The organism is Ruminiclostridium herbifermentans, from assembly GCF_005473905.2.
Lineage (GTDB): Bacteria > Bacillota > Clostridia > Acetivibrionales > DSM-1351 > Ruminiclostridium > Ruminiclostridium herbifermentans.
The window spans coordinates 2,759,855-2,780,721 of sequence record NZ_CP061336.1 but is presented as its reverse complement, the minus strand read 5'-3'; the positions used below and the strand labels follow the sequence as shown (position 1 = coordinate 2,780,721).

The 20,867-nt window shown below is 31.7% G+C and carries 16 protein-coding genes; all 16 read left to right on the top strand.

Annotated features, from left to right (window positions below; translation table 11 throughout):
- Window positions 1–145 precede the first annotated feature (145 nt).
- The 16 genes from EHE19_RS11365 (at window position 146) to EHE19_RS11290 (ending at window position 20,404) form a co-directional block, all read left to right on the top strand.
- Window positions 146–2,023 carry a hypothetical protein gene (locus EHE19_RS11365; RefSeq protein WP_137695830.1) on the top strand — a complete coding sequence of 626 codons (1,878 nt, stop codon included), beginning with the start codon at window positions 146–148 and terminating at the stop codon, window positions 2,021–2,023.
- Window positions 2,024–4,558 carry an RAMP superfamily CRISPR-associated protein gene (locus EHE19_RS11360; RefSeq protein WP_137695831.1) on the top strand — a complete coding sequence of 845 codons (2,535 nt, stop codon included), beginning with the start codon at window positions 2,024–2,026 and terminating at the stop codon, window positions 4,556–4,558.
- Entirely contained in the window at window positions 4,548–6,275 is a 1,728-nt protein-coding gene (locus tag EHE19_RS11355) for an RAMP superfamily CRISPR-associated protein (RefSeq protein WP_171003465.1), read from the top strand. The genes EHE19_RS11360 and EHE19_RS11355 overlap by 11 nt, the downstream gene beginning before the upstream one ends.
- On the top strand, window positions 6,268–6,894 hold the full coding sequence (gene csx19 / locus EHE19_RS11350) for a type III-D CRISPR-associated protein Csx19 (protein ID WP_137695833.1): 627 nt from the start codon (window positions 6,268–6,270) through the stop codon (window positions 6,892–6,894). Before EHE19_RS11355 ends, csx19 begins: the two co-directional genes overlap by 8 nt.
- Window positions 6,872–9,070 (top strand): TIGR03986 family type III CRISPR-associated RAMP protein, encoded by a 2,199-nt coding sequence (locus EHE19_RS11345; RefSeq protein WP_137695834.1) that lies wholly within the window; start codon window positions 6,872–6,874, stop codon window positions 9,068–9,070. The genes csx19 and EHE19_RS11345 overlap by 23 nt, the downstream gene beginning before the upstream one ends.
- Window positions 9,071–9,753: 683 nt before the next feature.
- The gene (locus EHE19_RS11340) at window positions 9,754–11,067 is read left to right on the top strand and encodes an AAA family ATPase (protein WP_137695835.1); all 1,314 of its coding nucleotides are present in this window, start codon (window positions 9,754–9,756) and stop codon (window positions 11,065–11,067) included.
- A gap of 10 nt (window positions 11,068–11,077) precedes the next feature.
- Window positions 11,078–11,659 carry a hypothetical protein gene (locus EHE19_RS11335; RefSeq protein WP_137695836.1) on the top strand — a complete coding sequence of 194 codons (582 nt, stop codon included), beginning with the start codon at window positions 11,078–11,080 and terminating at the stop codon, window positions 11,657–11,659.
- 845 nt (window positions 11,660–12,504) lie between these two features.
- Window positions 12,505–13,503 (top strand): stage III sporulation protein AA, encoded by a 999-nt coding sequence (spoIIIAA, locus tag EHE19_RS11330; protein WP_137695837.1) that lies wholly within the window; start codon window positions 12,505–12,507, stop codon window positions 13,501–13,503.
- A complete protein-coding gene (gene spoIIIAB / locus EHE19_RS11325) occupies window positions 13,500–14,018 on the top strand; it encodes a stage III sporulation protein SpoIIIAB (RefSeq protein ID WP_137695838.1) in 519 nt (172 codons plus the stop codon). Before spoIIIAA ends, spoIIIAB begins: the two co-directional genes overlap by 4 nt.
- Before the next feature lie 282 nt (window positions 14,019–14,300).
- Window positions 14,301–14,498, top strand: coding sequence for a stage III sporulation protein AC (spoIIIAC, locus tag EHE19_RS11320; protein ID WP_137695839.1), 198 nt, complete (start codon window positions 14,301–14,303; stop codon window positions 14,496–14,498).
- A 327-nt stretch (window positions 14,499–14,825) separates the two neighbouring features.
- Window positions 14,826–15,212, top strand: coding sequence for a stage III sporulation protein AD (gene spoIIIAD / locus EHE19_RS11315; protein ID WP_137695840.1), 387 nt, complete (start codon window positions 14,826–14,828; stop codon window positions 15,210–15,212).
- A gap of 507 nt (window positions 15,213–15,719) precedes the next feature.
- Window positions 15,720–17,102: a stage III sporulation protein AE gene (gene spoIIIAE, locus EHE19_RS11310; RefSeq protein WP_244648209.1), complete on the top strand. Its 1,383-nt coding sequence runs from the start codon at window positions 15,720–15,722 to the stop codon at window positions 17,100–17,102.
- Between the two features lie 13 nt (window positions 17,103–17,115).
- Window positions 17,116–17,772: a stage III sporulation protein AF gene (locus EHE19_RS11305; RefSeq protein WP_137695841.1), complete on the top strand. Its 657-nt coding sequence runs from the start codon at window positions 17,116–17,118 to the stop codon at window positions 17,770–17,772.
- A 357-nt stretch (window positions 17,773–18,129) separates the two neighbouring features.
- The gene (locus EHE19_RS11300; protein WP_244648207.1) at window positions 18,130–18,801 is read left to right on the top strand and encodes a stage III sporulation protein AG; all 672 of its coding nucleotides are present in this window, start codon (window positions 18,130–18,132) and stop codon (window positions 18,799–18,801) included.
- 357 nt (window positions 18,802–19,158) lie between these two features.
- Window positions 19,159–19,722, top strand: coding sequence for a SpoIIIAH-like family protein (locus EHE19_RS11295; protein WP_137695842.1), 564 nt, complete (start codon window positions 19,159–19,161; stop codon window positions 19,720–19,722).
- A 295-nt stretch (window positions 19,723–20,017) separates the two neighbouring features.
- Window positions 20,018–20,404 (top strand): Asp23/Gls24 family envelope stress response protein, encoded by a 387-nt coding sequence (locus EHE19_RS11290; RefSeq protein WP_137695843.1) that lies wholly within the window; start codon window positions 20,018–20,020, stop codon window positions 20,402–20,404.
- Window positions 20,405–20,867 lie beyond the last annotated feature (463 nt).

Genomic DNA, 20,867 nt, shown 5'->3' with positions numbered 1-20,867 from the left:
TTAATATTATTAGTTTATATGTATAAATTTACCACTTAAAATTTGTAAAAACAATACAAAAATGAAATAAATATAATAAAAATTGTAATATATACAATAATTAGTATTATAATATAAGCATATGTAAAACTAAGGAGGAATATGAATGTCAGTGTTGACGGTTTTTGATGTAAGAGGAATACAGGAATTCATTTTTCGTACTAATAAGATTAAAGAGATAATAGGTGCTTCGGAGATAATCAAAAATATTCTTAGAAAATGCTTTGAAGAAGCATGTGAATATGTGTTTGGTAAGAACAATTCAGAAAAAATGGATTTCGACTGGGAAAATAAAAGTGAGGAATTTGATTTTGAAGGCAAAAAATATTTGCAAGTCGAGATTATTTATGAAGGTGGCGGAAACCTTTATGCAGCATTTAAGAGTGAAGATGAATATAAGCGAGTGTACAGAAGGATGAACGAAATAATTCTTGAAAAGACCTATAGTTTATCTGTTTCTTCAGCATTTGTTAAATGTGAAGAAAATTATAAAGATGATATAGATAAATTAATGAGTAAACTTAACGAAGCAAAGCAAAAAAATCCTCCTCTTACACTACCTAGAGGAATAGCTGTTACAAAAAGAGACTCTATTTCTGGATTACCAATAGTATCAAGGAATATATATAAATCAGATATAAATGATAACGATTTAAACTCTACAGAAGCTAATCTAAAATTGAAGACTTATATTAAATATAAAGAAGATTCTAATAAATATGATGATTTCAACTATATGCTCAACCTTGATGAAATGGTTACAGACAAGGGAACAGAAAGCTTGCTTGCTATTGTACATATTGATGGTAACAACATGGCATATGCAATTAACCAGAGTATGGCTGATGAAACTGAGTATAAAAAGGCAGTACCTAAAATTAGAAAATTATCACAGATAATAACTAACTCGTTTACTATAGAAGCATATAATGTAATGCCTGAAGCACTGGAAAAAGCAATTTGCACTAATAATGATTGGAAAAAACTTGATATAAATAAGAACTGCGATAGACCTAAATTGCCAATGAGACCAATAATCTGTGCTGGTGATGATATTACATTCATCTGCAATGCTAGAATTGCAATTCCACTTACAAGGCTTTATCTTGAGAAGATTGTTCAATGTGGAAAGAATCAAAAAAATAATTCTGAAAGTGACAACTTAGACAATAACGCTAAGTCAACAGAAAATGATGATTTGCAATTTTCTGCTTGTGCAGGAATTGCATTTATACACAGTCATTTTCCTTTCAATTTAGCATATAAAATTGCCGAAGAATGCTGTTCAAATGCTAAAGCTGAGGCAAAATCAAAAGCAAGTGATATAACACGTGGCTTTATTGATTATCATTTCTGCTTTTCAGGGGTTACAGAAGATTTGGAAAATATGAGGAAAAATCAGTATGTAAATGATGACGGATACAGCCTGTTAAGACGTCCTTGGCAAGTAACAGGTAAAGAAATTGATCCTTTAAAGGACATAAGGATGCTTGAAGAATTTGCAGAATACTTTTCCACTGGTAAAACTCCAAAGGAAGAAAGCAATAATTCAGAGAATAAGGTTTCAAATAAAAATTGTGAAACATCTAAAGAGACTGATATCAATGATAGTGCCGAAAAATCAGACGACTCAAGTAAAAAGAAACAGCTTAAAGCTTGGCCTAGTACAAGAGTTGCAGAGTTCAGAAATCAATATTTTTCAAGTTATGATGATTTGCAAGATACTATTAAGCAATTTGAGTCTAGAGGGTATTCTTTACCTGAATATCAGAAATATCTGAACAGAGATATATTTGAAGAATCAGATGAAAAAGTTAAGAATAAAGCTTTTTATAATGATGGTAATTCTTTTAAGGCCATTTACTATGATTCATTAGAAATTAGTGATATTTATTGTAACCTAGAAGATTTTGCGCTTGAATTTATAAATAATAAGCTTAATGCGCAGCTTGATGAGCAAAAGAAGAAGGAGATGAAAAATTAAATGAAACATTACAGGATAAAAATAGAGCTTAAATCAGATTTGTGTGCGGCATCAGGCAGTGGACACGGATGCTATATAGATAGTGATGTATGCTTTGATAAATTCGGATTCCCATATATTCCTGCAAAAAGGCTAAAGGGCTGTTTGCTAGAAGCTGCTAATGAATTAATAGAATGGGAAAGCTGCACTGAGGAGGATAAGAAACGACTTTTTGGTGAAAAGGGATTAAATGAAGGTGGAGCATTTAGCATATCTAATGCCTACATAGAGAATTATAGAGAAATTTATACTATGCTTGATGAAATGTATAGCCAGTCTGAGAATGTACACAATCAGCAAGGCATAAAAGATACTAAAAATGAAAACAAAGGCGAGAAACAAATAAAAAGAAGTGACATTATAAACTACTTTACGTCTACCAGAACCAGAACAGCAATTAATGAATCAACAGGAGCGGCTAAAGATGGAAGCCTCAGAACCATTAGAGTTATTAATTGTATAGATCCCATTAAGAAAGAAAAATTTGATAATTTAAAAAATGAAGATGTAGCTAACAAAAACAATCATGAAAAAAATAATGAAAATAATATCGAAACCAATATAAACGATATAAACAGGGTATTCATTGCTGAGGCAAGCTTGTCAGACCCAAGTGATAAAGAACTATTAGTTAAATGCTGTAAAGCATTAAGGCACATTGGCTCACACAGGACAAGGGGCTTTGGAGCAGTAAAGCTCAGTTTAGAGGAAAATAATGCAATTGAAAAAAATGTAATTAATATTTCTGATAATTGTAATAAAATTAAGCTTCTGATCAGATTGGATTCACCGATAATGATTTCCAGCAATAAGGCTTCTGAATCAATGGACTATATTCCAGGCTCAACTATATTAGGCTATTTCGCAGGTCAGTATTTAAAGTATAACAAAGATGATGAAAATTTCTATAAGTTCTTTGTTAATGGTCAGGAGGATGGATTGTATTTTTCTAATTTCTATATTTCGGATAAGAATTATAGCAGATATTTTCCAGCACCTGTTACATGTAAAAAAGAAAAAATCAGTGAAGGAATTTGCTATAATAGTGTATTTTATGAAAAAGAACAAAAACAAAATCCTTCTAAATCTTTAACAAACAAGTTTATCCGTGATATAGATATTTATCCATTTGGTAAATTGCCTGACTGTAAGAGTAGTAAAGAGAATAACTGCAAAAATGAATATGAAATTGATAAAAAACGTTTTGTGGAGGTCAAAAAAGAAGTATTCTACCATCACGCAAGACCTGTTGATGATAAAGATGGTAAAAAGTCAAAGGACAAAGCTATAGATACATTTTATCAATATAATGCAATAAGTGCAGACCAATACTTTATTGGTGAGATTAAAGGCAGCAAGGAAGGCATAAAGACGATAGTTGATTTGCTTAATAAAAATAACTGCAAAATGCGTATTGGAAAGTCAAAAACTGCTCAATATGGCTCTGTAACAGTTGTTAAGTATAAAGAGGAAACATCAGATGAAATAAAAATTTCAGTAAACAATGGTAATGAACTTGCAGTAGTTGCACAATCACATATTATGCTTCTTGATGATTTGGGAGGCAATATTATAAAGCCAGAGGAAATTGTTAAGAAAATTGCAGAGAAGCTTTTTGGCAAGGATGATACAAAGAAATATTGTGACAATGAAAAAATATCATTCATTAAGGTTGACCAAATAGGCAGCTACAATAGGAAATGGAATTTGGAAAGACCTCCTGTTCCAGCAATTGCTACAGGTAGTGTGTTTACTTTTATATATACAGGTGACGAAAAAGAAATTAATAAATACATTAGCATAGGCGAAAGACAGAATGAGGGCTTGGGCAAAATGTATGTCTGGGTAAAAGATGCTGTTTTAAATGATAATCTAGCTCTAAAGGAAAAAGACTGGATTAGTACAAGCAATAAAGAGAAAGCTAAAACTCCAGATTTGGAAAATGTGCTTAGTATATTAATAAATAATATCAAAAGGCAAGAAAACTTATTAAAACTTAAGAAAAAAGCACTTTATAATGCAGAAAGGCTTAATAATAATTCGGAAAAAATAGATAATCAACAAAAGCTTTCAATTAATTCAACAACTATAAATAACCTTCTTGTAAAATACATAAATGGTTGGAAGTATTCGGACTTTGTGGAATTTATCAGTTATATTAAAGATACGGATAAAAGGAAAATGGTAGAAGAACTAGTATTTAAGGATAAAGAAGAAGGTTCCTTAGAAATTAATTCTTCTAATGAATCAAATAATTCTCCAGAAGTTAATACTAATTCAATCAACAAAGCTGCTGAAGAAAAAAGGAAAGATTTAAATGAAATAAAAGAATCCATTGAAAGATTTGAAGATGTGAAAAAAATAAGTAATAACAATGCAAAAGAAGAACTTTTGGAATATTATTTGAAGTACTATTACATTAACTTGCTGACACAATGCAGACTTAACATAAGAATAATTGGCAATGAAAAGGGAGGCGATAAAAATGACAAATAGTACGAAAGAAAGAGTATATATAAAACTAATTCTTACAACAAAATCTCCTTTTTCAGTATGCTCAGGTATGGATGAGTTCAGCGATAAGGATATTATCAAGCAAGGAGATGAACCATTTATTCCAGGCTCAACACTGGCAGGAGTATTCAGGCACTACATAAAAACAAATGGTTTAGATTCATCTGATATGAGTATTGATGATATTGATAAAGAATTCTTTGGATATATTCATAGAGGAAACTCAAAAGAGGAACACAAGGCAAGGCAAAGCGAAATAATTTTTGGTGATGCAGTACTTGCAGAGGTAGAAGGTAGAAATTCTTCTGAAAATAATGCAGAGAATAATTCTTCCACGAATAACACAGACAATCCAAACAAAAAATCAAAATCCAGATTTGTTATTTCATTTAGAGATGGTGTAAAGTTGGATGATAGGAAAACAGCCATTGACACTGGAAAGTACAATTATGAAATTATTGAAAAGGGTGCGAAATTTGAAGCAATAATTGAATATTGTGGTGAAAAAGCCAAAGTATTTAAAGCGATAATTAACAAAATAGCAATTGCAATCAATTCAGGCGACCTTCGTATAGGCTCAAAAACAAGCCGTGGATTGGGTTATATGGAAGCAGAGTATTATACAAAAAGCTTTATAAAGGGAGAATGCAAAGCTGAAGATTGGTTGGAATTTGATCCATATTGTTCTTCTGAGTGGAAAGATGGAAATTATACATCAAGAGAGGACCTTGGTAGTAATGATATTTACGGAATTGAAGCAAAAATTAAAATACCAGATACAATAATGATACGTGATTATAATGTTGATCCAAATATTATAGTTCAAAATAATTCTCAACAAAGTGGAGAAAATGATAGTAATTCTGAACAGAGAATAGATTGTAAAAATAACTCTGAAAAGAACAAAGTCAAAAGTTATCCTAATATAGAAAAATTTGATTATGGACAACTTTGTTTGGACGATGAAACACCTGTAATTCCTGGTACAACTTGGGCAGGAGCATTCAGACACAGGTCAAAAATTATTTTGGAAGAAATATTAAATTCTATGGACTTAAATGCAATAGGCGTTGATGTAAATGATGATAAAGATAATGTTAGACGCAAAATAAATGAGAAAGTTAATCGCATACTTAGCATTGCCTTTGGTCAGAATGAAAACGAACAAAATGCTGAAAATACTAAAAACAATAACGTTCAAAATAGTAGCACAAATAATATAAGTGACAACAAAACGGAAGTAGATGGAAGCAAGAAAAACAAAAAACAGTTCTGCAAATCAAACCTCAGCTTTTTTGAAAGTGAAATTGAGAATTTCACAATTATGCCTATAACAAGAACTAAAATAGATAGATTTACTGGTGGCTCAATGCATGGAGCTCTATTTACTGAAAATGTATGCTGTGGTGGAGAAACAAAACTAAAAATAGGAATAAACAGAAAATGTGATGAGAAAAAAGCTGTATTGGGTTTAGTTTTCCTTTTCCTTGATGAACTTAATGATGGGCTGTTAGCTGTAGGTGGTGAAACTGCTGTAGGTAGAGGACTTATGAAGGTTACTGATATTAAGATTCATAAAGATATAGTAAAGGAAATAGCGAACGATATAGGAAAAGATATACCCCAAAATAATGAAAAAGATATAGTAAGTAAAGAATGCTTAAAATCACTTGCGGAGGAGTTGAGAAAAAATGGGTGATACTAAAGAAATGAACTGGTCAGATATAGAAGTGGAAATAAAAAATGTAATTCCTCAGGATTTGATTGGTAGACTAAAGAGTATTTATGAAAACAGGACAGAAGATGATTCTGATAATAAACAAAAATTTATAGTGAGTGAAAAAGATGAAAATTGCTTTGTATATGCAGTTTTCAAAGATCATGTTTGTTTTGGAAAATTTGTAAACATGAAGTTTTGTGATAAGTTTAAAAATGATAATGAATTTACTCAAAATGATACAAATAACTTGTTAGAACTTCGAGTTTTTAATAGATGCTTTGAGGTTAGGGTTATATATTCATTTGAACAAGATAAGTTCTTATATCGCTATCTTGATGATTACAATGAGTCAAAAAAGCTTTATATATATAAAGAAGAGCACTATCTTGATGGTGAGTGGCAAAAAGACGGTAAATTTAAAAGTAAAATTAGAAATTTGCCCGAGCTGCCTTTTAATGCTGAAGCTTACAAAGATCAGGATTTAAAGCTATTAATTAAGACTTACATAAAATTTAATGAAGATGGCTCTCCAGAAGTAGCAGATTGGAGATTAGCAGGATTTAAAGCTGGAGGAAATGAGGTGGAGTGTGATGGGTGATATGGCTAGTGAAATGATGAAATGGAAAAATAATATACAGAAAAAGAGTAAATATCCAAACAATATTGAAGAATTTGGAGACAAATTTGTTAATCCATATAATTTCATAAGTCTTGGAAAAGAAGTTAAACGAAGAGAAAAAGGTAAAGAGGATTTCTCTGATGAACTGCTAACGGGCTCAATTAGTTGTACATTGAGAACAAAGACACCAATTTTTATACCAAATATAACTAATGACAATGCGTTAGGATTAGCTGATTTGATAAATGAAAAAAAGGATGAACAAGATAATAAAGCTGATGGAAATAAAGAAACAAATGAAAAACATAAGAACTATGACTTTTTCTCATATAATGATTTGTCTGGAAAAGTTTCATTGAATGAACCAAAGGAACCTTTAATTCCAGGTAGTAGTATACGTGGAGTTATGTCTGAAAAAATTTCATTGAATAATCTCAAAGAACCTATAATTCCAGGTAGTAGTATACGTGGAGTTATTAGGTCTGCTTTTGAAGCATTAACAGATTCTTGTATGATGACGTCGGATAACCCATTAACAGCACGAGAAAGTAAGGCTAAAAAAGCTGGAATACTTGTTAAAGAAAAAACAGGTTGGAAATTATATGAAGCAAATAAATATATGATAAAGACTAAAGAGTGCAAAAATGATCCAGAACCTATACATAGTATAGAGTCAGGTAAATATATAAAAGTAGGTGAGGATAAATATTACACTGGTGATAAAATTAAATTTAATGTTGGAAAGCGATATAAGGACAATAATTATTATCCATATCTGGCTCAAGATATTGGAAATGGTACGGAAGAAGAAGGTATACTACTTTTAGGAGAACCTTTTGGAAGTAGAAAGCATCATGACAGTATATTTGCATATAATTTAAATAATGCTAATAGAAAAAGGATTGAAGTACAGGGAGATATTAATGAAGCAATAGAAAAATTGGAATTAGTTTTGGAAGTATATAAAGACCCTGCAGTAAATAGAAACTTAGGGGAAAAGAATGATGAACATAATGGATATAAACACTATAGTTTAAACAGCATTAAAGAAGGAATGGAATATCCTGTTTGGTATGAAAAAGTAGGTAGTACAATATATTTAGCTCCAGCATGTATTTCAAGAATTGGATTAAATAATACAATTATGGGAATTTTAAAAAATAAAAATAACGGTGAATTTAATTCTTGTTCTGAAGCGAGTAATTTATGCCCAGCATGTGAACTCTTTGGTATGGTTGGAGATAATTCTGCATTAGGTTCGAAAATTAGGTTTTCAGATGCTAAGCTTAAAAAGGGTTTTAATGAAAGCAATTGTTTTGATGAAATTATGACATTAGAAGAACTAAGTTCACCAAAACCATCAGCAATGGAGTTTTACACAGAACGTCCAAAGATTGAACTTAATGGTAAAAAGGTAAATGCACATTTTTGGAATTACGACTATAGTAGAATAAACAAAAATACTGATATAAATAAAGAGTTAAAGATTCTTGGAAGAAAGTTTTACTGGCATTCACATTCAATTAAAGCCCAAAAACTTAGTGAACGTAATAATACAGAAAGTGATTTGGGAATTACAGCTCTTAATACTACTGTTAGACCTGTTAAAGCAGAAGTTGAGTTTAAATTTGATATATACTTTGAAAGAATAACTAATAAAGAACTAGAAAGTCTTATTTGGGTTTTGACAATTGGTGAAAATAATATTAATGGAAATAGGTGCCACAAAATAGGAGGAGCTAAGCCATTAGGCTTTGGAAGTGTAAAAATAGTAGTAAATGAAGTTAAAAATAGAACATGGAATATTGCAGAAGATGGCTCTATTATAAGAACATATAAGCCTATGAATTTTTTAGAAATATTATCAGAGAATTCTTCGTTTAATGATAAGGCATATAGAGAATTTCTTTACATAACAAATTATGCAAGCATGGAAGGAAAAAATGTACAATATACTTTTGGGAAAATAATAGATAATAATAAAAGCAAAAAGGATAAAAAAAGTAATAATGACGAAGGAAGTCATGTTTGGTTTAAGTTAAATCGTATAGCTGGTGATGGGGCTACAGAAGTGAAGCAGAATATTAGATTTACATTAAAAGGGATTTTAGAGGATCCAAGGTTACCTCAATTACAGCAAGATAAAAATAAATAAACTAAATAGTTAAGGGAGAGCAATTTTCTCCCTTAACTGATTAAACCCAATCTCAAAATGGCTAAAAGCCTTGAAAATACTGAGAATAGCTCAAAAAAACAAGTAAAAATACTAATGACCTGAAATAGGGAATTGCACTTATTTACCTGTTAAAAGATTGGATTTTTCATTTAAGTTGAAATGCAAGTGACCTGAAATAGGGGATTGAAACCAGCTGATTACAATGGAAATACTCCTATTTGTTTTGTTGAATTGCTAATGACCCAGATTAGAGGATTTGAAAAGTCTATCAACTAGCGTTTTACAAACACATGGAAAGTAAGAATGCTGTTGGTCTGAAATAAAGAAATTACAAAATCATCATCTAGTGTTCCGCTATCTGATAGATCTCGAATTCGGGATTTGAAAAGTCTATCAACTAGCGTTTTAGAAACACATGGAAAGTAAGAATACTGTTGAGCCCAAATAAATATAAATTTATGATAGTTGCCCCAAACAATGAAATGAAGATTTAGTTTTGGCGTTCCGCTACCTGATAGACGGTAAGAATGCAAGTGATACGTATTAATACTGACGAGTGTATATGTCCTTGTAAAGAATTGTATTTCATTAGGGAATAAAGTATAATTGATTCTAAAGATTAAGTTTACTATTTATGATGTATTGTTTTTGAAAGGGTTACTATGAAATTAATAATTGATAATTTTGCAAAGATAGAACATGCGGATATTCTAGTTGATGGGATTACTGTTATTGCTGGAGAAAATAATACTGGAAAAAGTACAGTGGGAAAGGTGCTTTTTTCGTTGTTTAATTCAATAGCTGGTATTGAAGGCCAAATTGTTAATCAACGATTAAAAGAAATTGAGGATATTTGCTATATTTTAGTGAAAAATAATTATATTGAAAAAATTGAAAATAATTCAGTTGAAAAAGAAATATCAATGGTAGCAAAACATATTGCTTTTACTATAACAAATGAGCTTGATTTAAAAACTTTTCTGGGTGATAATTCTTATAATAAAAATGACATTACATTTACTATAAAAAAAGTACTAAAATATTCGAACATAAAGTATAGTGAAATTGATGAATTTAATCAAATGATTGATGAAACAGCTGACAAAATAATATCTATTTTTAATTTGCCTAATCAGGCTATTATATCAGAAGTTCTAACACGATATTTTAACAGTGTATTTTATAAACAAATTAACTCTCTTAATAATGAAAATAAAAATGCTATATTGGAATTGGAGATAAAGAAGAAGTGCATTAATCTAGTGTTTTCAAATAATGAATGTACAGAGTTTTCAGCAGATATTCCTATTTTAAACAAAGCAGTTTATATTGATAACCCTTTTATTATAGATACGCTATCTAGTACTGGTGAGTTAAATACTATTGATGATTATTTGAAAAATTTATTAATTAAAAATAATAAAGCAGACATAATGGATGGGATTTTTGAATCTGTTCTTGCTAAAGAAAAGCTAAAAGAAGTTTATCAGACTCTGCAAACAGTTGTTGATGGACAAATAATTAAAAATCAGCATGGATTTGCTTTACAAAATGATGGCTTTAGCGAGCCTGTTAATTTTAACAACCTTTCAGCAGGACTAAAATCATTTGTCATTATAAAAATGCTGCTTGAGAAGGGTGTATTAAAGGAAAAGGATGTTTTAGTTTTAGATGAGCCAGAAATACACTTACATCCTCAGTGGCAGGTAGCATACGCAGAGTTAATTGTATTGCTGCAAAAAAGCTTTGATTTATCAATAATAATTGCAACCCATAGTCCATATTTTTTGGATGCAATAAATTTATTTTCTGTAAAGCATGGTATTGATAAAAAGGTTAATTACTATTTGTCTTCCATGGAAAATAACAAGGTAAATATGGAAATAGTGACAGATAATATTGACTTGATTTATAAGAAAATGGTGTCTCCTGTCCAGTTACTGGATACATTGCGCCACCAGCTAAATAATGAGTAAAGGAAAGTCTATGACAGAAGAAATTATTCAAAATTTACGTGAAGCATTAATAAAACATGAATGTACACTAAAGAAAGCTTCCTTTGATAAATGTAGTGTAAGTTATATGTGTGAAAGCAAGTTAAAAGTTATTAATTTTGATAAAATACCAAAAGAATATAGCAAAGAAAAACATTTGCCCTGTCTTCCGGCTTCTAATGATGCCTTGTATATCAGTAAAGATGGTAGCTGGTACTTTATTGAATTCAAAAACGGTTCAATAGATAGGGCTGATTTATTCAGAAAAATATATGATAGTATTATTATGCTGTTAGAACTGGGGATTATTCCTGACTTTGATTTTGCAAGGAAGAATATAAGCTACATACTTGTTTATAATTCCGATAAATATCCAAAAATACAGAAGTCTGAAAGTAGAGAAGAGAATTTTTCGTATTTTATGCGATTGGCCAAAACAGAAGAAAAATTATTTGAAGTGGAGAAGCTAGAAAAGTATTTATTAAAAGAAACCCATACATATTCAAAGGAACTCTTTAACACCAAATTTATAATCCCCATGGAAAGCATTGAAGGTATGGCTGTAACAAGATAGTGTTGTTTTAAGTGATAGATATATGAGCGAAATGTTGGTATTTAGTATAAAGCAGGAGATCTAGATGCATTACGTTTTTAGCTTATTCACTAAAAATTACAATCTTAACCCAATCTCAAAATGGCTGAAAGCCTTGAAAATACTGAGAATAGCTCAAAAAAACAAGTAAAAATACTAATGACCTGAAATAGGGAATTGAAACCAGCTGATTACAATGGAAATACTCCTATTTGTTTTGTTGAATTGCTAATGACCCAGATTAGAGGATTTGAAAAGTCTATCAACTAGTGTTTTACAAACACATGGAAAGTAAGAATACTGTTGAGCCCAAATAAATATAAATTTATGATAGTTGTCCCAAACAAGGAAATGAAGATTTAGTTCTGGCGTTCCGCTACCTGATAGACGGTAATAATGCTGTTTATCCGTTACTATTCAGTCTATAAATTAGCTTAGTCAATGAGTTAATGCAAAAAACATTTTCTGTATAACGATGTCTTTTTGATATAAATAGTACGCGAGTGTAATATATATCTAGTTGCGAAGCTCGGTTAGAAATTGATGCTAGAAATAGTAGGTGAATAACAAGTATTGTAGCCGACACAGCTACAGGAGTAGCTGTGAGTATTAACCCGAGACAGGAAGTCGAGTGTAATACGGTCGGCGGGAGTACTATTTAAGTAAATTACTGCTTGGTATATTGTATTGTCAAAAGCTGATTACAAATTCGAATTATATTTGAATTTGTAATCAGCTTTTTTATTTTATTTAAGTCATATTGTTGGACAAAGCCTAATATATTATTAGTAATTAACTCGAAGGATAAGAAGAGAGGATGGACACAAATGAGCAATAAGCCTTTGCAAAAGCTAAAATCTGTTGAAAATGACATTCTGCCGTTTGTCATACCCAGTATAAAAAATATACTGCTTAAAATGGAAAGTGATATTTTGGACAATCTAGAGGAAATAAGATTAAGGGCAAGCAAGCCTTTGATGGTATTTTACAAGAACTTTGACTGGTTTGTTACAGCAGAGGGCTTACTGACAAAGGATATCTCTGCATCCTATATATTAGCTCAAATGGAAATATTAAAAACAATGGAGCTAATGAGTGAGAACTCAGTATATGCTTACCAGGATGAAATAAGAGCGGGGTATCTAACTCTTCGTGGAGGCCATAGAGTAGGGCTTTGCGGTAAAACAGTAATTCAAGAAGGACAAGTAAGAAATATAAAGGATTTCAATGGGCTAAATATTCGTGTTGCTAAGGAAATATCAGGCTGCTCCAAGCATATCATAAAATTCATAATAAAAAATAGCAGTGATATATATAATACCTTGTTAGTCGGACCACCCCAATGCGGTAAAACTACTATTTTAAGAGATGTCGCAAGAATTATGAGCAACGGTGCTGCAGATTTTGATTTTACAGGGCTTAAGGTTGGAATTGTAGATGAGAGATCAGAAATTGCAGCTTGCTTCAAAGGCATTGCACAAAATGATGTTGGCTTTAGAACTGACATTATGGATGGATGCCCTAAAGCCTTAGGTATGGAAATGCTACTTCGAAGTATGTCTCCTAATATAATAATTACTGATGAAATTGGAACTCAGGGCGACAAGGCAGCAATACTAAAGGTTTTGAACTCAGGAGTTAAAATTATAACCTCTGCTCATGGCTATAGCATTACAGAACTCAAAATGAGGGAAGAACTGCTGGAAATGATTAAGTCAGGCGTATTTGAAAGAATTATCGTACTAAGCAGCAGAAATGGCCCCGGAACTCTTGAAGAAGTTGTTGACTCCAAGCTTACAGCAATATACAGGAGGTGCCGGGCATGATAATAAAACTTATAGGGGCAGTCATACTTATTGGCGGCACTAGCATAATAGGCTTTTCAATGGCAGCTGAATGCTCAAAAAGACCAAGGGCTTTACGAGAATTGCAATCTATGCTGCAAATGCTGGAAAACGAGATAAGCTATTTGTCCAATTTATTGGCAGAAGCATTTATTAGAATATATAACAGCGCTAAATTTGATACTGCAATAATTTTTAGGGAGGCAGCTAAATATCTAGGTACAAATGGTTACACAGCAGATTTGGCTTGGGAAAAGGCGGTTGAGGAAAACTATGGAAAGCTGTCTTTGAATTATGAGGACAAGACAATTCTTCTAACCTTTGGGAAAATGCTTGGTAATTCCGATTTGGAGGGTCAATTAAATAATATTAGGCTTATTTCGTCACAACTAAAGCTGCAAGAGCAAAAGGCTGAAGAAATGAAAAAGAAGAACGAAAAAATGTATCGAAGTCTTGGAGTTTTGAGCGGTTTGGCAATAGCTATAATATTTTTCTGATGGTTATAAATTAAGTGGGAAGTACAGCTTTGAAGGCTTGAGCAGTTTTCTGCCAAAACGAATTAGAAATTTGCAAGCATAAAATATTTAATTAGTTAATAGCATATAGGAGCAAATTTAGTGATATTTAGATTGAACTGCAAATCTAATATGAATTAATTCATCAGTAGCTGATAATACAGCTGTTACAATTGTAAGGAAAGACAGTATTTTGATATAAATGCATAGGTTATCCGCTGAAAGTTTTACTATATTATTGTCCAATGTGGCGTGGAGGTTTGTATGGATGGCATTGATCTTATATTTAAAATAGCAGCAATAGGAATAATTGTTTCAGTACTTTATGAATTGCTTAAGCGAACAGGCAGAGAAGAGCAGGCAATGATGATAACCTTGGCAGGAATAGTTGTTGTGCTGATGATAGTTTCAAAAGAAATAGCAGGACTTTTCCAGGCTGTTAAAACTATGTTCCAGTTCTAATTGGGTTAGGGTTTAGCTTGCATAATTGTGAGGAAGCAGTAAGAAATACTACCTAACGCCTCTGAAGCAAAAACTCTACGCTGATAGTTTAGCTATAATTTTGTGAGCAAATGAGTTTAAGAAGGTTTTATGTCTAATATGTTTGTCTAATAGAAGGGTTGTATGAACATATTAGGATGGCTAAAACACCGTAAAAACTATGGTTTTAAGATACAAGCTAATCAAAATAAACTAAATTGCAGCTGCCATAATTAAAAGCTATTTGAAAAGATTAATCACAAAGGGCTAAGCAAAACAACAAATAACTAATAAGAGGTCAAAGGTGCTATGGATATACTTCAGATTGTTTGTGTCGGCATAATTGCGGTTGTTTTATCATCAATAATAAAAAAGCAGCGTCCTGAGTTAGCTTTACAATTGGGAATAGCTACGGGCATATTAATATTTATTGTTGTTATAGTAAAGCTGTCTGCCGTAATAGATTTTTTGCAAAGCTTCAGCAAAAAAGCAAATATAGATTATACCTACATAAATATACTTTTGAAAATAGTTGGAATTGCCTATATTGCTGAGTTTGGAGCTGAGGTTTGCAAGGATGCCGGTGAATCCTCCATTGCCTCAAAAATAGAACTTGCTGGAAAAGTGACAATTGTGATTTTGGCTGTACCGATAATTTCTTCATTGCTGGATTTAGTAATAAAGCTTATGCCTTAGACTAGCAAATCCTTTGTACAAGCATAATGGGGGGTCGAGAAGCGAAAAGTTTCAAGCAGCTTTTATTGAGGAAATATTTCGTGAATACATCATTTTCTTAATATGGATATAGCGTACTCTGTACAAGCATAATTAACTTTTGCCTATAGAAAACCACATGTGATTTTGATGACATGTTTTGAAATAAAATTGCCAAAAGTAGGCGCAACTCAGTCAGCAGCTTTTTGTGGATTTAAGAGAACTCTGTACAAGCATAATTAACTTTTGCCTATAGAAAACCACATGTGATTTTGAATGACATGTTTTGAAACAGAATTTCCATAAGTAGGCGCAACTAGTCAGCAGCATTTCGTGGATTTAAGAGAACTCTGTACAAGCATAATTAACTTTTGCCTATAGAAAACCACATGTGATTTTGAATGACATGTTTTGAAATAGAACTATTAAAAGGGGAGGCGTAACTCAGTCAGCAGCTTTTTGTGGTTTGAGTAACCAAGGGGGATGGATATGCCAATGAAAAAAATTTTATCTGTACATATTGACAAACAAAAATTAAGATTTATCTCTTTTGCGGTTCAAGCAAATGAGACCATTTTACATAATTTTAAAAGGAAAATGAATATTCGCATTAAAACATGTACTATATTTTTGATTGTTTTCATATCCATATTAAGCCCCATGGTATTAAACCCTATGGAAGCTTTGGCTGCTAAAGACAATAATGCTAGTAGCGGTCAAATTATTGGTCAAGAGACAGAAAAAAGTCAATATGATGATACAAATAGTTTAGATGATACAAGTAGTTTAATTGAAGAGCAGCTAAATGCAAACGATACTAAATCCATTACAGAAAGCGTTAAAAAGTATTATTCCAAGGAAGCTGAAGAGCTGTTTCCTGAATTCAAGCCTGATAACATAATATCCTCAGCGGTTAAGGGGGATTTTGATTTAAGCATTACCGGAATAATTAACAGAGTAGTGAGATATTTGCTTGGCGAGGTGTTTTTGAACACTGATATCTTGATTAAGATAATTATTCTGGCGATTATTTGTGCCATATTGAAGAACTTGCAGAATTCATTTTTAAGTGAAAGTGTGGGAGAACTTGCATTCTTTGTTTGCTATATTGTTATAGTTTCGGTATTGATGATTAGCTTCAGCACTGCTATGACCATGTGTGTGTCTATAATTGACAAAATGGTTAGCTTTATGCACTCAATTATTCCGTTATTAATCAGTTTGCTTGTATCAACAGGAAATCTTTCGTCAGCTGGAGTTTTTCAGCCTATACTTATTATGCTTGTGGAATTAGGGGCTACAATTATAAAAAATTTCTTTATACCCCTAATATTTTTGATAACGGTGTTAAATATCGTTAACAATATTTCGGACAAGGTTCAGTTAACAAAACTCTCCGGCTTTATTAAGCAAATATGCACATGGGGAATTGGCCTGATATTGACAATATTTATTGCGGTTGTTTCCATTCAAGGCACCATGGGAGCAGTAGTAGATGGTGTAACAAGCAAAACAGCTAAATTTGCTCTTGGAACCTTTATACCTGTTGTGGGAAAATATTTGGCTGATGCTGCTGATACAGTAGTTGGCTGTACTTTAGTAATAAAAAATGCCTCTGGTATTGTTGCTATGATTGGCATAATAATAATTTGTCTAGCTCCATTATTGAAAATACTTGCTCTTGTAATATTATACAGACTAGCCAGTGCAATTGTTGAGCCAATATCTGATAAGAAAATTACAAACTGCATGAGTGACATGGCAAGTTCATTGACCTTCCTGCTGGGAATAACGGCGGCAGTATCTGTTATGTTCTTGATAGCTATAACAGTTGTAATAAGTACAACTAATTTATCAACAATGATAAGATAGGGGGAATAGGCAGATGCTTCTATTTTTGAAGGACTGGATAATAAATATTGTAACTATTACAGTAATACTTATTCTCTTTGAAATTATAATTCCAACAGGCAAAATAAAGAAAATAATTAATTTGGTATCAGGCTTTATTTTGTTAATTGTAATTATAAATCCATTTATAGCGTTAAGGAATCAGAATTATACATTGAGAGAAGACATTATTTCCGACAGCTTTTATATTGATAAAAAAGAACTGGAAAACAGCAGCAAGCTATTAAATGATACTCAAATGAAACAAATTGCAGGTATTTATAAAAAGAAACTGATAAATAAAATACAAGCTGAAACAGAAGAAATAGAGGGTGTAGTAGCCTTAAAGGTAGATGTTCAAATTAATGAAGACTACAATAGTGACAGTTTTGGTGAGGTTAATAGAGTGTATTTAGAAATGCAAAAAAATAAAAAGCAAGATAAAGATGAAAAAACAGCTGATAGTATAAAAATAAAGCCTGTTTCGGTAGTGAATGTTGAAATTAATTCACAATCAGAAAATGCGAAAACGAAAGCATCAAATCAAATAAATGAAAATAACAGTAAAATTGCAGAGCAGGTTAAAGACAATCTTAATAGGGCTCTTGAAATAAATAAGGACTTGATTTTCGTAACAATACTAGAAGAGTGAAGAATAGTTATTTATGTCCTAAAACCTCTAGGATATATGTTTTAGACCAACGATGAAGCAAGGATGCTGAATGTGGTGAGGGTGTACAAATAACTATGAATCAACCAATACAAATTCAATAAATATCTAGTGAGCAAACCATAAAGTAAGTTAGTACGGAAGAATCAGTAAGCTAGTACTGAAGTTTTATCGCAGTCTTACTGGTACGCGAGTACAAGTAAGAATAAGCCAGTACTATACAAGGTTCGTAAAATATTTAGTCAAACATATTAAATTAGTACAATAGACAAACAAAATAGATTATAAAGGAGGGGAGTCCAAAGACTGCACATATACATTGCCGGACATATGCAGAGTATGGGCGAAAATATGAATATGTTTAAAAAGCTTCTGGAAAAAGCAAAAGGATCAGTTAAAAAGCAGGGCAGCAAAAAAATCATAGAGAAGGCAGCAATTATAGCACTTTTGGGGGCTATGTTCCTTATTGCTGGAAGTGCCCTGTTTGAAAAAGAGCCTGAAAATAATGCAATTAATAGAACTCTTGTTAATGCTAGTGATGCTGGACTTGATGCTAAAGCTGTTTCTGATACTAGGGATGGGTCGGCAGAAACCTTTAATCAATCAAATAAAGATCCCAAAAGTGAAATGGAGAGCAAGCTGCAGGCAATATTGTCAAAAATAAAGGGTGCAGGTAAAGTAGACGTTATGATTACATTTTACACCGGAAATGAATATATACCGGCTGTAGACGTTAATACAAGTGAAAATAGTACTCAGGAAAAGGACAAAGAAGGTGGTTCTAGAATTGTTAGACAAACTGACATAGAAAATTCAACTATTTATGAAGAAGCTAATGGATCAAAAAAACCATTTATAATCAAGGAAATTTTCCCAAAGGTTAAGGGTGTGGTAGTAGTGGCTGATGGGGCTGATGACGCGGAAGTAAAGGCTAATTTGTCCAAAGCAGCAGAAGCTCTTTTGGATATAGCTGCTCATAAAATACAAGTATTTGAGAGAAACGGAAATTAACTAGATATTATAATCATCAAAATTTTAAATTGAAAGTTGAGTAATTAATTTAAAAAACAGATATAAAGTGTATAAATAATGAATATACATAATTCTAAGATAAGTTATAACGCTAATGATTCAAATATAAATTTTTCAATAAAATTTTATTGATAAAGTTGTTCTAATGAAGTTTTACTAATAAAGTTTTTCTAATAATTTTTTAAATAAAGCTTTTACATTTTAGAGAAATTTTTTAGTAGAAAAATCATTAATAATCAGCGGCGTGAAAGCGAGGACAAAAACCTCGTTATAATCCTTAAGTTAAAAGCTAAGGAGGAATAATAAATTATTAACATTGTTAGGAGGGTCTATGTAATGAAATTTCTACAAAGAAAACAAATTGTTGTACTTTCCCTTGTATTAATGCTTGTTATAGCTGGCTACTTACAAATCAGCTACAACCAACATTACAGTACAGCTGAAGATCCTGCCCAAAGTGGTGATGCTGTATATGTAGATAACTTAGGCATTTCTACAGGAGAAGTTGCAGACAATGAACAAGAGGCTGTAACAGCATCTAAGGAAACAAATAACTATTTTGCGCAGACAAAAATGGACAGAGAAAAATCCAGAGATGAAGATATTGAGACAATAAAGAGCATAACTTCTGATGAGCTTGCTTCAAAGGAAGCTAAAGCTAAGGCTCAGGAAAAAATGTTGAAGCTTATTGAAATCAACCAAAAAGAAGCAAACATTGAATCACTGATAAAAGGAAAGGGCTTTAGTGATGCAATAGCATTGTTTGCAGATGACGGAAGTGTTGATATTATTGTTAAGGCTCCGGCGATTTCAAAGGCTGATGCAGCAAAAATAGCTGATATAGTTGTTAGACAAGGAAATGTTTCTTTTGATAAAGTGATTATCAAGTCAATGTATTAAGATTATAGCCCAACTATCCATTGTTATGCCCCTACATCTATAGTTTTTAACTTGGAAAGTTGAGATAATAATTAATGAGGTTATCCTTCAGATTAGGATAGCCTTTTTCTCTTGTATAAAAGTATATTTATTTCATTGATAATTGTACTTTTAAGTGGTATAATTTACAAAGTTCTAAACAGTTTCTTTTTCAAGAGTTATTAGAGTTATGTTTGGTGGGTATAATAAAGTATTAAGTTACTTTTAAGCCATAATCAAACTTCTTGCAAGAAGTTTTCCTATAGAGAGGTGCAATATGGACGAAGAAAATAGTGTTTTAGATGATTACGGGTCTGTAAAAATTTCTGAAGAGGTTGTTGCCATTATTGCAGGAATTGCTGCTACTGACGTTCCTGGAGTTGCAGGTATGAGTGGAGGAATAGTAGGAGGCATTGCCGAAATACTTGGAAGAAAAAATCTTTCAAAGGGTGTAAAGGTTGAGGTTGGAGAAAAAGAGGCTGCAATTGACCTTTATATAATAGTAGAATTCGGTGCTAGAATACCTGAAGTTGCATGGAATATACAGGAGAAGGTTAAAACTGCAGTACAGACAATGACAGGCTTGAATGTAATTGAAGTAAATATTCATGTTCAAGGTGTAAACTTTGACAAAGAAGTTAAAAAAGAAGCTGAAGCAAAGTAAATGTCTGCAATTAATTGGTCATTTATTTGCAAGTGTTAACTGCGTACTAATGCATATAGCGTTTTTATTACTAAGTTAATAATGGCAGGTACAAAGCCAGATTTTTTACTGGAAAGTATAACAAGGCGAGAAATTGTCCTCTGCATTTATAAGTGGCGGGTACCCGTTTGGTTTTCAGGTGATGACAAAAATATCTCCTACCTCACTTACACGCCGCTGATTAACATAATTTTTCTATAAATATATAGAAGTTTTATTTTTAGAAATTTAAATTTGATTCTAAGCTTTATAAAGGGTATTATAATACGGATAACTGGATACAATTAATAGTAAAATAAATAATATATGACATATCTTTGCAGTTAATATTATGTAAGATTGGTGTATTTATAGTTATTTCATACATACAGAGTTTGATTTTTATTAGTATTTGAAATATAATAAGCTTATAACGGGGCAAGAA